This is a genomic window from Microbacterium sp. LWH3-1.2, assembly GCF_040675855.1.
Classification (GTDB): Bacteria; Actinomycetota; Actinomycetes; order Actinomycetales; family Microbacteriaceae; genus Microbacterium.
In genome coordinates, this window is record NZ_JBEGIK010000001.1 from 1468937 (window position 1) to 1485873 (window position 16937).

Genomic DNA, 16937 nt, shown 5'->3' on the forward strand with positions numbered 1-16937 from the left:
GGCCGTGACCACGCACGCGGTGCTCATCGGTGTCAGGGCGCCACAGGCACTCCGCTGGTCATCCGCTCAGAGCCGTTTCGAGCCCGCGGCCGGCGCTCTGCGAGAGGGCGACATCGCGTTCGCGAGGCTCGACGGCGTAGCGAACGACCTCGATGCCTATGCGCGGATTCTGGAGAACTCCGAGGTCGACAGCGGTGCGCTTCAGGTCGAGCGGCTCGACGAACCGGCCCGGACAACCTTGGCATCCGTCACCACCGAGCTCTCGCGTCACGTCGACCCGCGGCATCCCTGCACGTGCTCGACGCTGGTGATCGTGATGGTTGGCCACGGCTTCCGGTGGATGGCGTACGACGACAGCGAGCCGGACCGCATGGACGAGCTGTTCGCGCTCTCGGATCTGCCGCTCATCGACGACTGGTGGGTTCCGTTCTGGAAGGGCGCCCGAACCGACATGAAGGCGGTCGTGATCGTGGACTCGTGCCACTCCGATTCGATCGCCTACCGCGCGGCACCCATCGAGCCCGTGATCCACTACGACACCACGAGCGCGGGGCCTCGTCGTGTGCTGATCTCGGCGGCGATGCAGGAGCAACAGGCGCGCGAGCGTTCTTTCGGTAACAAGGTGCAGGGAGTCCTCACGCGCGAGCTGCTGCGCTCGTGGGACACGCCCGCGAATCGGGGGAGCTACAGCACGTGGTACGACTACGCGTCGCGCTTCGTGAACAACCCGTATCAGACCGCCGTGATGCGGGTGGTGGACCCCTTGGCGAGCATGGAGCGCGAGCTTCCGTTCGTGTGATCGCCGGCTCGTCGCCGGCAGGTGCTCACGACCCGAAGTACTCCCGCGCCGGGCGCGTGTAGAGCAGGATCAGGCCGATGATCGACAGGATGCTGCCGCCGAGGGCCGACCAGAGGCTCTCGCCGGTGAACATCCCGAGCACCTCGAGCACGATGTTGGCGATGAACACGATCGTCGCGATCGTGCGGGCGGTGTGGTTGCCGCGCCAGAGCCCGACGCCCACCGCGAGAGTGACGCCGCCGATGATCAGGCTGATCCACCCGACGATCGCGGGCCAGGTGATGAAGACGCCGCCGATGATCACGAAGATCGAGCCGAGGATCTGCAGGAAGCCCGAGATCCAGGCGATGATGGCGACGAGGGTGACGCCGAGCGGGCGCTGAGCCATTGTTTCTCCTCCGTGGCGAGACAGAGCCGACAGTGGCTCCAAGCTAGCGGTACATGCCCCGCGAAGGGGCTGTCAACCCCAGAGCGACGACGATGCAATCGAATCTAGGGTGACCTGTGCAGCGGCTCTCATCACCATCTCTCCCCCGAGCGTGAGGGCCGCTGCACTCGCGAACTACACGCGGATCGCGCCGGCGTGCTCGCGGTACCAGGTCACGGTGCGCTCGAGTCCCTCCTCCAGAGGGATCTTCGACGTCCACCCGGCGTCGGTGAGCTTGGACACATCGAGCAGCTTCTGCGGAGTCCCGTCGGGCTTGGAGGTGTCCCATTCGGTCTCGCCCTCGAAACCAACAACCCGAGCGATCGTGTCGGCGACCTCGCGGATCGTGACGTCGGTCCCGGTCCCGACGTTCACCTGCTCCGGGCCGTCGTAGTGCTCGAGCAGGTGCAGCACGGCATCGGCCATGTCGTCGGAGTGCAGGAACTCGCGCCGCGGCGTTCCGCTGCCCCAATTCGTCACCGACGACGCACCCGACCTCACCGCCTCGTCGTATCGGCGGATCAGCGCCGGCAGCACGTGCGACCCCTTCGGCGAGAAGTTGTCGTTCGGCCCGTAGAGGTTGGTGGGCATCGCTGAGATCCACGGCAGCCCGTACTGGCGGCGCACGGCTTGGATGTTCATGATGCCGGCGATCTTCGCGATCGCATACGCGTCGTTCGTCGGTTCCAGGCGTCCGGTGAGCAGCGAGTCCTCGCGGATCGGCTGCTCCGCGAACTTCGGATAGATGCACGACGAGCCCAGGAAGGCGACCCGCTCCACGTCGTTCGCCAGCGCCGCGTCGAGCACGTTGGACTGGATCCGGAGGTTGTCGCTCAGGAAATCGACCGGATAGGTGCTGTTCGCCAGGATGCCGCCGACCTTGGCCGCAGCGAGCACGAGGTACCGCGGCCTGATCTCGCCCAGGTACTCGAAGACGTCGTCGCGGTTCTTGAGGTCGAGTTCGGCGGACGTCTTGCCGACGATGTTCGTGAAGCCCGCAGCATCCAACCGTCGCACGATGGCTGAGCCCACCAGCCCGCGGTGGCCCGCGACGTAGAAGGTCGCGTCGCGATCGAGTATCCCGGGCGCGTATGAGACACCGTCGGTCGCGGTGGTCATGGGCCAACCAGCGACGGCTCGGGCGTCCACGAGGCCAGGTTGACCGAGTCGATCCACTCCGGACGCTTCTCCAGTGCCTCGATGTCGGCGTCGACCATGAGCTTCGCGAGATCCTTGCCGTCGAGCGTGGCCTTCCACCCGAGCTTCTCGGCGGCCTTCGCCGGGTTGCCGATGAGGGCGTCGACCTCGGTCGGGCGCAGGTAGCGTTCGTCGAACTTCACGAACTCCTGCCAGTCCAAGCCCACGTGCCCGAACGATGCCTCCAGGAAGTCGCGGATCGTGTAACCGCGGCCCGTCGCGAGCACGAAGTCCTCCGGTTCGTCGACCTGCAGCATCCGCCACATTCCTTCCACGTACTCGGCCGCATAGCCCCAGTCTCTGATGGAGTCGAGATTGCCGAGGTAGAGGTCCTTCTGCACACCCGCCTGAATCCGGGCGACCGCGCGCGAGACCTTGCGGGTCACGAAGGTCTCTCCGCGTCGCGGAGACTCGTGGTTGAAGAGGATCCCATTGACGGCGAACAGGCCGTAAGCCTCGCGGTAGTTCTTGGTGATCCAGAAGCTGTAGAGCTTCGCGGCCGCGTACGGCGAGCGCGGGGAGAACGGCGACAGCTCGTTCTGCGGCGGGGGTGTGGCGCCATAGAGCTCCGAAGTGGACGCCTGGTAGAACTTCGTGTCGATGCCCGACGAGCGCACGGCCTCCAGGAGGCGGATCGTGCCGACCCCCGTCGTGTCGGCGGTGTGCACCGGCTCGTCGAACGACACCCGCACGTGCGATTGGGCAGCGAGGTTGTACACCTCGTTCGGATGGATCTTCACGAGCAGGCTCACGAGCCCTGCGCCGTCGCTCAGGTCGCCGTAATGAAGGAACAGCCGCGCGCTCGGGTCGTGTGGATCCACATAGAGATGGTCGATGCGCTGCGTATTGAAGGTCGATGCCCGGCGGATGAGGCCGTGGACCTCGTAGCCCTTTCCGAGCAGCAGCTCGGCGAGGTAAGAGCCATCCTGACCGGTGATCCCGGTGATGAGTGCACGCTTCACGTCGTACTCCGTCCCCCAGCGACCTGCAGAGGGCGTACAGCGTCTCCGCACCGGTCACGGATTCCGTGACGGCGGCAGCCAGGCTCTCGGTGAACCTGTCGGGAGCTGTCTCACCGTCGAGAATAGAGTGACGATACCGCAGGCTGCCCGCGGAAAACAGGCTGCCCTCGATCGTCCGGCACAACGCCCTCGTAGGATCGAGCCATGCTCATCGGCCGCATCCGCCCTGTCGAGACCCGTACCGTCGATGTGGAAGGCCCCTCGCTCGAGGCCTTGACGGAAGCCGTCACCACCGAGCTGCCGGCGGGGTGGGTCGTGACGGACGTCCCGGCGGCGATGCCGAAGGGCTCGCAGCTGCTCACCTCGACCGCGACGATCGCGCGCCGCGGTGACGTCGAAGAGATCGAGGCCGACGACATGGCGGCGCTGGAGGCCAAGGTGCCCGAGGGCTGGCAGCTGCTCAGCGTCCACCAGCTCTGAGGGCCTCGGCGTTTCCGAGCCGGCAGGGGAGCGCCCTCGGGGTCAGGGGCGTCCCATGCCGTGGTAGGCCCAGCCGGCGTCGCGCCAGGCGGTGGCGTCCCAGCCGTTGCGGCCGTCGATGGCGACTTTGCCGCGGGTGAGGGTGGCGGCGTGTTCGGGGGTGAGGTCGCGGCGGTATTCGTCCCATTCGGTGACGAGGATGATGGCGTCGGCTTCGCGGAGGGCTTCGTCGCGGTCTTCGACGTAGTTCAGCTGCGGGTGCAGGCGCTGGGCGTTGTCGATCGCGGCGGGGTCGGTGATGGTGACCCAGGCGCCCAGGCCGTGCAGGCGGACGGCGACGTCGAGGGCGGGGGAGTCGCGGATGTCGTCACTGTGGGGTTTGAACGCGGCGCCGAGGACGGTGATGTTCTTCTTGAACACGGATCCGTCGAGTGCTTCGAGGACGAGCTGCACGGCGCGTTCGCGGCGGCGGAGGTTGATCGCGTCGACTTCGCGGAGGAACGCGACCGATTCGCCGCGGCCGAGTTCTTCGGCGCGGGCGGAGAACGCGCGGATGTCTTTGGGCAGGCAGCCGCCGCCGAAGCCGATGCCGGCGCCGAGGAAGCGGCGGCCGATGCGCACGTCGTGGCCGATGGCGTCGGCGAGCTGGGTGACGTCGGCGCCGGTGACCTCGGCGATCTCGGCCATCGCGTTGATGAACGAGATCTTGGTGGCCAGGAACGCGTTCGCGGCGACCTTGACCAGTTCGGCCGTGGCGAGGTCGGTGACGATGAACGGGGTGTTCTTCGCGACGGACGGGTGGTACACCTCGCGGAGTGTGTCGGCGGCGGTGTGGCCGGGCTCGCCGGCGGGCACGCCGACGACGAGCCGGTCGGGGTCGATGGTGTCCTTGACCGCGAATCCTTCGCGGAGGAACTCGGGGTTCCAGACCAGGGTGGCGCCGGTGGCCTCGATGCGGGGGGTGAGGTCGGCGGCGGTGCCGACCGGGACGGTCGATTTGCCGGCCACGATGTCACCCGGGGTCAGGTAGGGCAGCAGGGCGTCGACGGCGGCGTTGACGTAGGTGAGGTCGGCGGCGTAGCCGTCTTTCTGCTGCGGGGTGCCGACGCCCACGAAGTGCACTGCCGCGCCGGCGGCGGCGGCCATGTCGGTGGTGAACCGGAGCCGGCCGGACGCGATGCCCTCGGTGAGGATCTCCTGCAGCCCGGGCTCGAAGAACGGTGCCTCGCCCTTGGACAGCGACGCGACCTTGCGCGCGTCGACGTCGATACCGACGACATCGTGACCGATCGAGGCCATCGCGGCGGCGTGGACGGCGCCGAGGTACCCGCAGCCGATGACAGACAGACGCATGAGTATGCCCTTCCAGGGATGGGACTAGATCGCCCGAACGGACGAGGGAGAACAGGAAGGGGCAGCATCGACCCAGCTGACAGCGATCTTTGCACGACTCGCCCCCGTCGCGGGAGTCAGCACACCGCGAACCGCGACTCTGTGACGCAGAGCGGCACCGTCGAGCTGCCGGAAGTCCAGCGACAGACCCGCCCCCAGCGCCTTCGCGTACGACTCCTTCACGGTCCACAGCTGCGTGAGCCACGCCCGCCGCTCGGCCGGCCCCAGCGCGTCGGCGCGTCGGCGCTCGGCAGGGGTGCACAGGCGACGGGCGAGCGACGGCTGATCGAAGACGGATGCCACGAGCTCGACGTCGACGCCGATCCGCCCGTGTTCGACCACCCCCACGACGAGCCGGTCTCCCGCGTGGGCGATGCTGACGTCCAGCGTCGAGTCGGCGAGCCGCGGCTTCACCCCGCGCGGGGTCGCCTCGAACCCGCTCCAGGGCCGCCGCAGGCGCCCGGTGACGATGTCGCGCACCCACTGGCGCGCCGTGAGGTACGACGCGATACGTGTCTCGTCGAGCGAGCCGAGGGTGGCGGCATCCGTTCCGAGAAGCTGGGCGGCGTCCTCGGCATCGAAGCCGGAGTCGGCACCGGGGACGCGGCCCGTCACGACGTGCACGCCCCGCGCGGAGACGAGCGTGCGCCGGCTGTCGCCGCCGGCTTCACTCCTCGGCACGCTGACGGATGCCTTCGGCGAGCTCGCGGATCGTGGGGTGGTCCCACACGATCGTCGGGTCGACCTCGAGCTGGAACTCGTCCTCGATGTCGCCGCAGAGCGTGAGGGCGTAGACGGAGTCGAGTCCGAGCTCTGCCAGGGGCGTGTCGATCGTGAAGGCGTCGGCCTGGATCTTGCCGTAGGCGACGACGCGTCCGACGAGCCACTGCTCGATCTCGGTGGCGGTCAGCTGTACAGGCATATGTCGTCCTTTCTCATCTCACATCGGCGGGACGGTCGCCCGGGCGGGACCGATCACCATCTCCTCGCCGCTCGCGGCGCGGGCTTCGGCGTGCGCGACGAGCCGCGCCACGAGGTCGGCGGGAAGCGGCGGCTGTCGCCGCACCACCCGCCCGCGGATGCGCCTGAGGCACGCCTCCATCGCGAGCGGGTCGCCCGTGATCGCCTCCGAGCCGCGCGCGTGCATCCAGCCGTCGACCACCGCGGCGGCCGCGGTGAGCAGCGACACCCGATGGGCGAGTTCGAGCGACTGGTGCGGGTCGAGCGACTCCGACTCCGCCGCCTCCGCCGCGGTCTCGGCGGCGGCCGCCGCGAGCGACACGTGCACCTCGACCGCCCCGGGCGCGTCCATGGCGATCGCCGCCACGACCTCGGGCCGCAGCAGGGAGCCCGGGGCGACGGCATCCGTATCGGTGCACCACGCGCGCAGCCTGTCGAGGGCCGCTGGAAGCGGATCAGCGAGGTCGGGAACGAGGACGGCGAGAGCGGAGAGGTCGCGCACGTGCTGCTCGATGAGCTCGAACGGCGCGATGCGCGCGTAGAACGTCGAGCCGGCGAGCACCGACACCTGCTGGGCCGCCTCGGCGAGCAGCAGGCACGAGAGGTGAGCGCTCAGGGCGACGGCGACGGATGCTGCAGCGGCACGTGCGTCCGCACGGCACACGGCGGCGGAGCTCAGCGCATCGGCGGTGAGCGCATCGGCCAGCGCCGCGGCCAGCAGGCTGCGAGCGTGCGGGATGTCGAGCACCGTGCCGCCATACAGGTGACGGGCATGGGAGTACTGCACGGACTCGCGCAGCGCGGCGTCGAGCGCGGCGAGCGCCGCGGCCGGCACGGCCGCGCGGACGGCGGTGGCCGCGGCGGCATCGGACTCCGGCGCGACGTCGGAGACGTCGAACCGATACGTCCGCAGCGCGCTCGTCACCGCGCGACCCCCTCCGGGAACGACGAGCCGCACCCGCCCGATGAGCGGCTCGAGGACGCCGAGTCCCGCAGCGACGTCGCGTCCGAAGGCGGGACGTGCCCGCTCCACGCTCTCCGCGATGCTCATGATCGCGCCGTCCACGAACCGAGCAGCGTCACCGCGCTGCCCGCCGCGTGCGCGCGGACCGCGGCGTCGAGCAGCGCGTCGGCGACCGGAGCCTGGACCGGATCCGCGCCGAGGCGGTTCGCCACCCGCTGGAGCACGGCCGCGAGCCACACGTCGCTGTCGCCCAGAGGGCCGGGCACCGAGTCCGCCCGCGCCAGGTGGACGGCCAGCGCGCATGCCCCGCCGAAGACGAGCGCGAACCGCTCGGCGAGGTGGAAGGCGAGCGGATCGGGCTGCGACTGCCGGGGGAGCGTCTCCGCCTCGACGAGCAGCGCCGTGTACTCGCGGCCGATCCAGCGGGCCGCGTCGACGGCGGCGCGGGACGTCCGCCCGTCGTCGACCGCGTCGACGAACGCCGGCAGCGATCGCAGCAGCCGGGAGCCGTGCCGCGTCACCAGTCGCAGCGCGGTCGTGTCGAGCGCGTCGAAATGCGCGTCGGCGCGCAGGGGAGCGAGCACCTCCGCCAGCGGCGGGGTGGGTGCCGGACGCAGCTGGTTCGGCAGCTCGTTGACGATCATGTTGAGGTTGACGACCGAGTTGCCGTCGAAGATGCCGACGACGCGGCTGTCGCGGGCGGCCTTCTGGAACGCGCCGAAGGCGGACGGATGCAGCGCCCCCGAGGTCTCGGTACCCACGACGAGCGCCCGCGCCCCGAGCAGCCGGGTGAGATCGCGGAACAGCAGGTCGGCGGTGTCGGGGCCGAGGAACTTCACCAGCGCGCTGACGAGCGCCATCTCTGCGGGGACGGCGTGGGCCGAGCGGACCCCGACCAGCATCAGGCACTCGACCAGGAGTGCGTCGGCCACGGCGACGCCCAGCGACCGCCGCGCGGTCGGAGAGTCGAGGAGGCGACCGTGCGCACCGTCCGGCACGGCGGCGGCGTCCAGCGCGGTCTGCAGCGCCCGATCGACGGCGCCCATCGACAGACCGGTCGTGAAGGGCCGGGTGAGCTGCAGGCTCTTCAGCACGATTTCGAGGCCGTGGCCCTCGGGGCCGACCACGGTGTCCGGCCCCACGACTGATCCCTCGAAGCGGATGCCGGCGAGGTTGGCGCCTCGCAGTCCGTGGGACGCCACCTTCGGCTCGTACCCGATCGTCGCGGGTTCCGCCTCGTCCTTGTCGACGAGCACGAGCGACAGCGAGCGCGGGCCGCCCCGTTCGTCGGAGCGGGCGAGCACCGTCATCGCGCGGCAGCGGACGGCGTTGTTGATCGGCCACTTCCCGCCGTCGACGCGGACAGCGTCCGCACCGAGCTGCGCCGTCGTCGCCGAACGCGACAGATCCGAGCCGCGCCCGCGCTCAGTGAGTCCCCACGACACGGGTCCGCCGGTCTCGACGAGCCCCGCCATGCGCGTCGCGATCGAGCCGTCGGCCACCCACGCGCAGATCGCGCCGAGGAAGGTCTTGCCGTGCGCGGCGGCCACGGTGAAGTCGCGCCGCGCGAGGTGGCGGATCATGAGGAGCGGCACGAGCGCGTCGGTCAGCGCCCCGCCATGGGCTGCCGGGATGTACCACCGCTGCAGTCCGAAGGCGGTCACGGCCGTGATCTCGTCGTCGGGGAAGGCCGACCGTTCGTCGAGCAGCACCGACCGCGAGGTCGAGATCACCGCGTCGTCGTCGGCCGGGTCGCCGAGGAACGCGTCGAAGGCACGCACCGGCGCGAGCGTGCCGGCGCCCACGCCGGTCGCGACCGCGGTCATGCCGGGACCGCCTCGAACCCGTCCAGGTGCACGAGCTGCAGTCGCTGCTCGTGAAGGAGACGGCGCGTGAGGGCGCGCTGCACCTTGCCGCTGGTGGTGCGCGGCAGCGTGCCCTTGCGGATGAGCGCCACGCCCAGCGCGGGCAGTGTGAACTCTCCGCCGACGCGCGAGCGCAGCGCCGCCGTCAGCGCGTCGAGCTCTTCCGCGGTCGCCGAGGGCTCGACCTCGGCGACGATCCCGACCTCCGGGGCCGCGCCCGGGCGCTCGAAGGCCGCGCTCAGGCATCCTGCTCCGAGCAGCGCCGCCGCGCTGTGCTCGAGGTCCTGCGGGTAGATGTTGCGCCCCCGGACGATGATGAGGTCTTTCAGTCGGCCCGTGATGACGAGTTCGCCGTCGATCATGGCCCCGAGGTCGCCGGTGCGCAGGTACACCTCGTCGGGGACGCCGGCGAGGGTCGCGCCGAAGTCCGCCGCGGTCTGCTCGGGCCGGCGCCAGTAGCCCTGGGTCACGCTCGTGCCGCGCACCCAGATCTCGCCGATCCGTCCGTCGCGCAGCTCCGTCGCCGTGGCCGGGTCGACGATGGCGATGTCCATGCCCGCTCCGGGCGCACCGCACGGCACGAGCTGCGCGCTGCGCTCGCCGCCGGTCGCCGGGGCGATCTCATCGCGCTCGAGCGCCTCGGCGCTGACGACGATCGCCTGCGGCGGCACGGCGTCGCGGTGGGCGGTGATGAGCAGCGTCGTCTCGGCCATGCCGAAGGCCGGCACGAAAGCCTCGCCCCGGAACCCGGCGGCGGCGAACCGCGCCGTGAACGCCTCGAGCGTGTCGATGCGCACGGGCTCAGCGCCGGTGATCACCGTCTCAAGCGACGACAGGTCGAGCTCGACGAGCTGTTCGTCGGTCACCAGACGGCTGCACAATGCGAACGCGAAGTCCGGCCCGACGGTGTGGGTCGCGCGGTGCTCGGTGATGAGCCGCAGCCACAGCACCGGGCGGCGCAGGAACTGCGACGGCGAGGTCATGTGCAGGCTCGCGCCCGTGAAGATCGGCTGGAGGATCTGCCCGATGAGACCCATGTCGTGGTAGTGCGGGAGCCAGCCCACGGCCACCGAGTCGGCGGTCATGCCGACGATCCCGCCGATCGCCTGCTGGTTCGCGTACAGGTTGCCGTGCGACACCATGACGCCCTTGGGCAGCCCGGTCGATCCCGACGTGTACTGCAGGATCGCCAGCGTCGACTCGTCGATGTCGGGCATGCCCCACTCATCCGGTGACGCCGCGGCGGGCCCGTCGACGGGGATCACGACGGCTTCCGCGATCGACGTCTCTCCGGCGAGCCCGAGCCCGTCGAGTGCGCCGGTCTCGGTGAGTACGGCCTTGGCGCCGGCGTCCTGGAGGATCGCGAGCAGACGCTGGCGCACAGCATCCGCGTTCCGCATCGCCGTGATCGGCACCGGCGCTGCGGTGACGCCTGCGTAGAGACACGCGAGCAGCGCCCGAACGAACGGCAGGCCCGGCTCGAAGGCGAGGATCGCGACGTCGCCGGGCGCGAGGCCGGCGCGGGCGAGTTCGACGGCGCGGGCTCGCGCATCGGCGTCGAGGTCGGCGTAAGGCGCCTCTGCGAAATCGGTGGGCGAACGATAGAACCGGATGCCGCGCCCCGCCGACATCAGGGCGGTCCGGCGCAGTCGCCGCACGAACTCGCTCCCGCGTCCCTGGGTGCCGCCCTCCCTCATGGGCGCCTCGGCCCCTGGCACGTGCACTTCTCTTTCGGTCATCACGGACTCCCCTCGGTCCTGACGCCGTGCGTCCCGCGAGTCCGTCCGAAACTCCCCATAGCCGTGCCGGCCGACGGATCCAGCGGCGACACTGCGGCACCCTCGTGCTCCAGAGTGGCCGACGCAAGCGACGACGCTGTTACACGCGCGTTAACTCTCCGGCACCCTCCTGGCGGCGCGGATCGCGGCGGCTACTCTGAGCCACGTGGGGCGGATGAATGGGTATGGGGTGCTGCTGGGGGCCCAGCGCCTGCGCGACTCGGCATACAGCCGGCTCGTCGCCGGCGGCTTCCAGTCGTTCGGCGCGGGGTCGCGCATCCTGCTGCCCACGCGCATCGCGAACCCCGACAGGATCGCCGTCGGCGCGGGCGTGCTCATCGGCGCCGGCTCATGGCTCATGGTCCCCTCGCGCGACGAGCCCGGTCCCGTGATCGAGCTCCACGATCGGGTGCGCATGCGCGGTGCGTCGATCTCGGCGGTGCGCAGCGTCGTCATCGAGGAGGCCGTCGGCATCGCGGCGGGGGTGTACATCTCCGATCACAGCCACGGCTTCGACCGCGTCGACGTGCCGATCCGCGACCAGCCGCTGACCGAGCCCCGGCCCGTCCGGATCGGCCGCGGTGCCTGGCTCGGCCAGAACGTCGTGGTGATGCCCGGTGTCACGATCGGGGAGCAGGCGGTCATCGGCGCGAACGCGGTCGTCACCCGCGACATCCCTCCGCGGACGGTCGCCGTCGGCGCGCCCGCGCGCGTGGTGAGAGAGCTGGTGCCGGGGTGACAGAAGCGGAGCCGCGCGTCCACCGGATGGTGGCCGGAAGCACAGCCGAAGGCGCTGACGACTTCGTGTTCACCTTCTCGTTCGAGACCTACGCGGACGCGGTCCGACGTGGCATGATGCGTCCACCGGACCGCATCGTCTCCAGCCTCATGCGCAGTTCGAACGTCGGCCGCATGCTGGTCGCGAACCCGTTCCGGTGGCTGCCCCGCGTCGCGATGTCGCCGATGCTCGACCGCGACGCCAGGTTTCCGGCATCCGATCGGATCTGGCTCCACTCGCCCGCCCGCCGTCGCCGTTCCGATCGACTCGACCCTGCGGCGGTCGCCGCCGAGTACGCGGAGTACGACGCGTCGCTGCGGCGCGAAGCCCAGCGGCGAGGGCTCAATGATCCGGTGGCGCTGACCTGCAACCCGCTCGTGGCCGGCTTCTCGCCCTTCGACTGGACGCGGCAGGTCACGTTCTTCGCTCGCGACGACTGGCTGAGCTCGCCGGGGCGGAGCGAGTACTGGCCGGCCTTCCGGGAGGCGTACCGCCGTATCTCGGCCTCCGGGCGCGGCGTGGCTGCGGTGTCGGCGCAGATCCTCGAGCGGATCGAGCCGACGGGGCCCCACGAGGTCGTCCCGAACGGCGTCGAGCCCGCCGAATGGCTGCAGGCGCCGCCGAAGCAACCCGACTGGCTCGCCCGCGTGCCGCGATCGCGTGCCGTGTACGTCGGCACGCTCGACAGCCGTCTCGACGTCGAGGGCATCGCCGAGTTCGCACGGGCGCGGCCCGACGTGCACACGGTGCTGCTGGGTCCCCTGCCCGACGCGTCGTACATCGCGCCGCTGCGGGAGCTCGCCAATGTGCACGTGCACGGCAGCGTCGGGCGGGCCGAGCTCATCGCGACCCTGCGCAACTGCGATCTCGCCCTCGTCTCGCACCGGCGCACGCCGCTGACCGAGGCGATGAGCCCGTTGAAGCTCTACGAGTATCTTGCGGCGGGGCTGCCGGTGCTGTCGATCGACCTGCCGCCGGTCCGCGGCATCAGCGACCGGGTGTGGCTGACGCCGGCAGTGTCGGACTTCGTCGACGTGGTCGACGCCGCGCTGCAGGCGGGGCGGGCCGACGAGGCCGCGCGGGTCGCCTTCGTCGAGGCCAACTCGTGGACCGCCCGCCACGAGCGGATCATCGCGCTCGCCCGCGGCCTCTGACGCCGGCGGTGTTTCGCGCGTGTCACGCGCACCCGAAGCCTGTGTAAACAGGTGGTGACGACCCTGGCTTCGGCTCGGACGCGCGGCTAGCGTGGCCTTCGCGAGCGGGGATCGCATCGACGGGCACTGGGGCCGATGGCCCCGGCATGCGTGTTCGGCTGCGTTCTTTGGGGGTACGCCCGTGTCATCGGCTTTTCTCGATCTTCGTTCCACCGCCCGACCCGCTTCTCCGGTCGAGCTCTTCTCGACGGTTGCCGAGATCGCGCCGCAGCCGCGCCGGCTGGGCTGGCGCCGGCGCCTGGCGTGGGGAATGATCGCGACGGATGCGGCATCCATCGCGGCAGCCGTGTTCACCGCGCAGCTGCTGAGGTTCGGTGACCCCATCCGGGGGCCCGGCGCGGGGAGTGCCTGGACGGCCGACGCGGCGTATGCACTCACCAGCGTCGCGCTCATCGTGCTGTGGCTCGTGGCGCTCGCCGCGACCCGCAGCCGGCTGCTGCGAAACATCGGCACGGGCATGGTCGAGTACCAGCGCGTGCTGCAGGCGACGCTGTTCACCTTCGGCGCCTTCGCGATCGTCTCCTACCTGCTGCAGTTGCAGACGGCCCGCGGGTACCTCGCCATCGCGCTGCCGCTGGGGCTCGTGCTCCTCATCGTCGGCCGCGGGGTGTGGCGCACCTACCTGCACCGGCTGCGGCGTGCGGGGCGCTGCATGACCGGCGCGATCGTCGTCGGCGGACGGGACGACGTGCTGCGCGTGCTGTCGCAGCTGCGCAGCCACTACCGCATCGGCTACCGCGCGATCGCGGTGAGCACGCCGGGCGAGCCCCGCTCGCATCCCGTCGACGTGCGAGCCGGGGTGCTGCCGTTCGTGCCGCTCGATGAGGTCGCCCGGGTGTCGAAGCATCGCCGTGCTCGGGCCGTCATCGTGGCGGGGAGCCTGCCCGGGGGGAACGACGCGATCCGCAGGCTCGGGTGGGACCTCGAGAACTCACAGGTCGAGCTGATCCTCATGTCGCGGCTCACCGACGTCGCCGGTCCGCGCATCCACATGCGGCCCATCAACGGCCTGCCCATGGTCCACGTCGACCTGCCGCGCTACTCGGGCTACAGCCACGTGGTGAAGCGGCTGTTCGACGTGTCGATCGTCACGGTCGCCCTGCTGCTGCTGTCGCCGGTGTTCGCCGCCATCGCGCTGGCGGTGCGGCTCGACAGCCCCGGTCCCGTGGTCTTCCGGCAGGAGCGCGTCGGAGCCCACGGAACCCGGTTCACGATGCTCAAGTTCCGGTCGATGGTCATCGACGCCGAGGACCGGCTGGCGCAGTTGCGCGCGCTCGACGAAGGCAACGGGGTGCTCTTCAAGATGAAGGACGACCCCCGCGTCACCCGTACCGGCCGCTTCCTCCGCGCCTACTCGCTCGACGAGCTGCCGCAGCTGTGGAATGTGCTGCGCGGCGACATGAGCCTCGTCGGCCCGCGCCCGCCGCTGCCGAGCGAGGTCGAGCAGTACGAGGGACCCGTCAGTCGCCGGCTGCTCACCCGTCCCGGCATCACCGGGCTCTGGCAGGTCAACGGCCGCTCCAACCTCTCGTGGGAGGACAGCGTCCGGCTCGACCTGTACTACGTCGAGAACTGGTCCATCACCGGAGACATCGTCGTGCTCGCGAAGACCGTCAAGGCCGTCCTGCACAGCGACGGCGCCTACTGAATCCTCACTCGAGAGGTCGTCGCACTCATGTCTGGTCTCATCGTTCAGGAATGGATCGAACGCTCGGGCGGCGCCGAACAGGTGCTCGACGCGTTCCGGGTGGCGCTGCCCGACTCGCGGATGTTCGCGCTCTGGAGCGACGACGGGGAGCGGTTCCCGCGTAGCACCGTGAGCGAATCGTGGATGGCGCGCACGCCGCTGCGCCGCCACAAGGCGATGGGGCTGCCCCTGATGCCGGCGACGTGGCGCGCGGCGAAAGTGCGGCCGCGGCCGGATTGGGTGCTCACCAGCAGCTACGTGTTCGCGCATCACTGCGACTTCGGCACGCGGCGCGAGGGCGTCCCGAAGTTCTCGTACGTGCACTCGCCCGCGCGCTACCTGTGGGAGCCCGAGCTCGACGCGCGGGGGAGCTCTCCGGCGCTGGCCGCCGCCCGCAGCGTGCTGAAGCGCGTCGACCGCGAAGCGGCCCGCAACGCCGGCGATCTGGCGGCGAACAGCGAGTTCGTGCGCCGCCGCATCCTCCGCTCGTGGGGGCGCGACGCACGGGTGATCCACCCGCCGGTGAAGGCGCACGAGATCATCGAGGGCGGCGACTGGGCCGATGCGCTCACCGCCGAGGAGGCCGCGGTGCTCGAGGCGCTCCCCGAGCGCGGCTTCCTGATGGCGGCCTCGCGACTGGTGCCGTACAAGCGGCACGATGCGGTCATCCGCATGGGCGACAGGTTGGGCGTGCCGGTGGTCGTCGCCGGCACCGGACCGGAGCGCGAGCACCTGCAGGCGCTCGCCGAGTCGGCGTCGGTGCCCGTGCACATGCTGGGGTTCGTGTCGGACGCCCTCATGCGGGCGCTGTTCCAGCGCGCCCTCGCGTTCGTGTTCCCGCCGGTGGAGGACTTCGGCATCATCCCCGTCGAGGCGATGGCCGCCGGATGCCCCGTCATCGTCAACCGTGTGGGCGGCGCCGCCGAGTCGGTGCTCGACGGCGTGACCGGCTTCACGGTCGACCCCGACGACCCCGTAGAGCTCGCCACGGCGGTGTCGGGTCTCGACCGCATCGATCCGGCTGCGGCGCGGGCACGCGCCGCCGAGTTCGACATCTCCCGCTTCATCGGGTCGGTGCGTACGTGGGTGCTGGGGGGAACGGATGCTGCGCTCTCGGCCTCCGCCGCGCCGCCGGAGTCCGCTCGGGCGGAGGGAGCGCGGGTCTCGGCCTCCGCGTAGGCGTCGACCCCGGCGCCGCTCGCGCCGCGTTCACACGATGTGCTCTCGCCGAGACCACGCGCTATGCGCGTAAGGATCGTGCGCACTCGGCGAGTGAACATGATCCGCACGGCCGCCCTCCCGTCGCCCTCCCTCCGGCCGTTGCGCGAGCGAGGTCCGAGCGAGTCGAAACGCGCCGCACCCGGCGCGCACCCCGGCCCCGAGCGAATGCGGGCGCCCGAGAGCCCCGCTCAACGCGCGGGGGGAGAACCGGCCGCTGCGGGCTCGGGCAGCGGGCGGCCGAACAGCGCCGCCTCGGCGTGCGGGTAGCCCGAGCCCCAGTCGGCGCGCCGGCGCCACACCGTCGACCACGGCCGGTTCGACCGCCGCGTCGCGGCCTCCAGCGCAGCACGAACCGCGACGCCGGCCTTCAGCAGCAGCACACCCACTGCAGCCCGCCGGGGTGACCAGGTCTTCTCCAGATACGTGACCTTGCCCGCCAGCACCATGGAGCCCTTCGAACTGCCCGCCGACGACCCGCCCACCGTGTGGATGATCGCTGCCGGCGGGTACACGACCCTGGCCATACCTCGGGCGGCCGCCCGCATGCTGAACTCGGCGTCCTCGCCGTAGAGGAAGAAGTCCTCGTCCATGCCGCCCAGGGCGGCGAAGTCGTCGCGGCGGATGAGCAGCAGGCATCCGGTGATGATCGGCACCTCGCGGATCGTGTCGCGCTGCCACGACCCCAGCGACTCCGGGTCGAACACGCGCGACCGCCGGAAGACGGTCGACAGCATCGTCGCGTACATGGTGAGCGACCAGAGCGTCGGGGCGCCCCAGCACGACGAGGGCTCGAGAGTGAGGTCCTCACGCAGCGTGCGCCCGCCGACGATGCCGTACTGCGGGTTCTCACGGGCGAAGGCGATCAGCCGGGGGAGCGAGTCCTCGAGCATGATCGCGTCGGGGTTGAGCAGCAGCACGAACTCTCCGCGGGCGACGGAGACGCCGCGGTTGACGGCGCGGGCGAATCCGAGGTTCTCTCCGGCCTCGATCACGTCGATTCCGGGGTGCGCCGCGCGCAGCGCGGCCGCGCTGCCGTCACGCGAGCCGTTGTCGACCACGACCACCTGCTCCTCGAGGCGACCGGCGTGCTCGAGAACCGATGCAACGCAGGCGATGGTGTCGTCGCGGGTCTCGTAGTTGACGATGACGACGGTGACGTCGGGGGTCTGCACGTGCTGCTCTCCTCCAGGATGCTGTCGCGGCGCGATGCGGG

General features: G+C 70.8%; 16 protein-coding genes. 6 read left to right on the forward strand and 10 right to left on the reverse strand.

Going from position 1 to position 16937, the window contains the following annotated elements; genetic code table 11:
• The first annotated feature begins 4 nt into the window (after positions 1–4).
• On the forward strand, positions 5–799 hold the full coding sequence (locus tag MRBLWH3_RS06830; protein ID WP_363429904.1) for a caspase family protein: 795 nt from the start codon (positions 5–7) through the stop codon (positions 797–799).
• Between the two features lie 25 nt (positions 800–824).
• On the opposite strand, the gene MRBLWH3_RS06835 is transcribed toward MRBLWH3_RS06830, so the two are convergent.
• From MRBLWH3_RS06835 to gmd, 3 genes are all read right to left on the reverse strand, one after another.
• Complete coding sequence (locus MRBLWH3_RS06835; RefSeq protein WP_363429906.1) at positions 825–1187, reverse strand: hypothetical protein; 363 nt, start codon at positions 1185–1187, stop codon at positions 825–827.
• A 174-nt stretch (positions 1188–1361) separates the two neighbouring features.
• Positions 1362–2345, reverse strand: coding sequence for a GDP-L-fucose synthase family protein (locus MRBLWH3_RS06840; RefSeq protein ID WP_363429908.1), 984 nt, complete (start codon positions 2343–2345; stop codon positions 1362–1364).
• Positions 2342–3385: a GDP-mannose 4,6-dehydratase gene (gene gmd / locus MRBLWH3_RS06845; RefSeq protein WP_363429910.1), complete on the reverse strand. Its 1044-nt coding sequence runs from the start codon at positions 3383–3385 to the stop codon at positions 2342–2344. Before gmd ends, MRBLWH3_RS06840 begins: the two co-directional genes overlap by 4 nt.
• 204 nt (positions 3386–3589) lie before the next feature.
• Between gmd and MRBLWH3_RS06850 the strand changes: the two genes are divergently transcribed.
• A complete protein-coding gene (locus MRBLWH3_RS06850; protein ID WP_363429912.1) occupies positions 3590–3865 on the forward strand; it encodes a hypothetical protein in 276 nt (91 codons plus the stop codon).
• A 42-nt stretch (positions 3866–3907) separates the two neighbouring features.
• On the opposite strand, the gene MRBLWH3_RS06855 is transcribed toward MRBLWH3_RS06850, so the two are convergent.
• From MRBLWH3_RS06855 to MRBLWH3_RS06880, 6 genes are read right to left on the reverse strand one after another with little or no spacing between them, the layout of a single operon-like run.
• Positions 3908–5218 (reverse strand): UDP-glucose dehydrogenase family protein, encoded by a 1311-nt coding sequence (locus MRBLWH3_RS06855; protein ID WP_363429914.1) that lies wholly within the window; start codon positions 5216–5218, stop codon positions 3908–3910.
• Between the two features lie 24 nt (positions 5219–5242).
• The gene (locus MRBLWH3_RS06860; protein ID WP_363429916.1) at positions 5243–5938 is read right to left on the reverse strand and encodes a 4'-phosphopantetheinyl transferase family protein; all 696 of its coding nucleotides are present in this window, start codon (positions 5936–5938) and stop codon (positions 5243–5245) included.
• Positions 5925–6179 (reverse strand): acyl carrier protein, encoded by a 255-nt coding sequence (locus MRBLWH3_RS06865; RefSeq protein WP_363429918.1) that lies wholly within the window; start codon positions 6177–6179, stop codon positions 5925–5927. The genes MRBLWH3_RS06860 and MRBLWH3_RS06865 overlap by 14 nt, the downstream gene beginning before the upstream one ends.
• An 18-nt stretch (positions 6180–6197) precedes the next feature.
• Positions 6198–7268: a hypothetical protein gene (locus MRBLWH3_RS06870; protein ID WP_363429920.1), complete on the reverse strand. Its 1071-nt coding sequence runs from the start codon at positions 7266–7268 to the stop codon at positions 6198–6200.
• On the reverse strand, positions 7265–9007 hold the full coding sequence (locus MRBLWH3_RS06875) for an acyl-CoA dehydrogenase family protein (protein ID WP_363429922.1): 1743 nt from the start codon (positions 9005–9007) through the stop codon (positions 7265–7267). The genes MRBLWH3_RS06870 and MRBLWH3_RS06875 overlap by 4 nt, the downstream gene beginning before the upstream one ends.
• Positions 9004–10785: a fatty acyl-AMP ligase gene (locus tag MRBLWH3_RS06880; RefSeq protein ID WP_363429924.1), complete on the reverse strand. Its 1782-nt coding sequence runs from the start codon at positions 10783–10785 to the stop codon at positions 9004–9006. The genes MRBLWH3_RS06875 and MRBLWH3_RS06880 overlap by 4 nt, the downstream gene beginning before the upstream one ends.
• Positions 10786–10999: 214 nt before the next feature.
• Between MRBLWH3_RS06880 and MRBLWH3_RS06885 the strand changes: the two genes are divergently transcribed.
• From MRBLWH3_RS06885 to MRBLWH3_RS06900, 4 genes are all read left to right on the forward strand, one after another.
• The gene (locus MRBLWH3_RS06885; RefSeq protein WP_363435343.1) at positions 11000–11563 is read left to right on the forward strand and encodes an acyltransferase; all 564 of its coding nucleotides are present in this window, start codon (positions 11000–11002) and stop codon (positions 11561–11563) included.
• 26 nt (positions 11564–11589) lie between these two features.
• A complete protein-coding gene (locus MRBLWH3_RS06890) occupies positions 11590–12756 on the forward strand; it encodes a glycosyltransferase (RefSeq protein WP_363429926.1) in 1167 nt (388 codons plus the stop codon).
• Positions 12757–12937: 181 nt separating this feature from the next.
• Entirely contained in the window at positions 12938–14464 is a 1527-nt protein-coding gene (locus MRBLWH3_RS06895) for a sugar transferase (protein WP_363429928.1), read from the forward strand.
• A gap of 27 nt (positions 14465–14491) precedes the next feature.
• Entirely contained in the window at positions 14492–15682 is a 1191-nt protein-coding gene (locus MRBLWH3_RS06900) for a glycosyltransferase (protein WP_363429930.1), read from the forward strand.
• A 230-nt stretch (positions 15683–15912) separates the two neighbouring features.
• On the opposite strand, the gene MRBLWH3_RS06905 is transcribed toward MRBLWH3_RS06900, so the two are convergent.
• Complete coding sequence (locus MRBLWH3_RS06905) at positions 15913–16896, reverse strand: glycosyltransferase family 2 protein (protein ID WP_363429932.1); 984 nt, start codon at positions 16894–16896, stop codon at positions 15913–15915.
• Between the last annotated feature and the right edge of the window lie 41 nt (positions 16897–16937).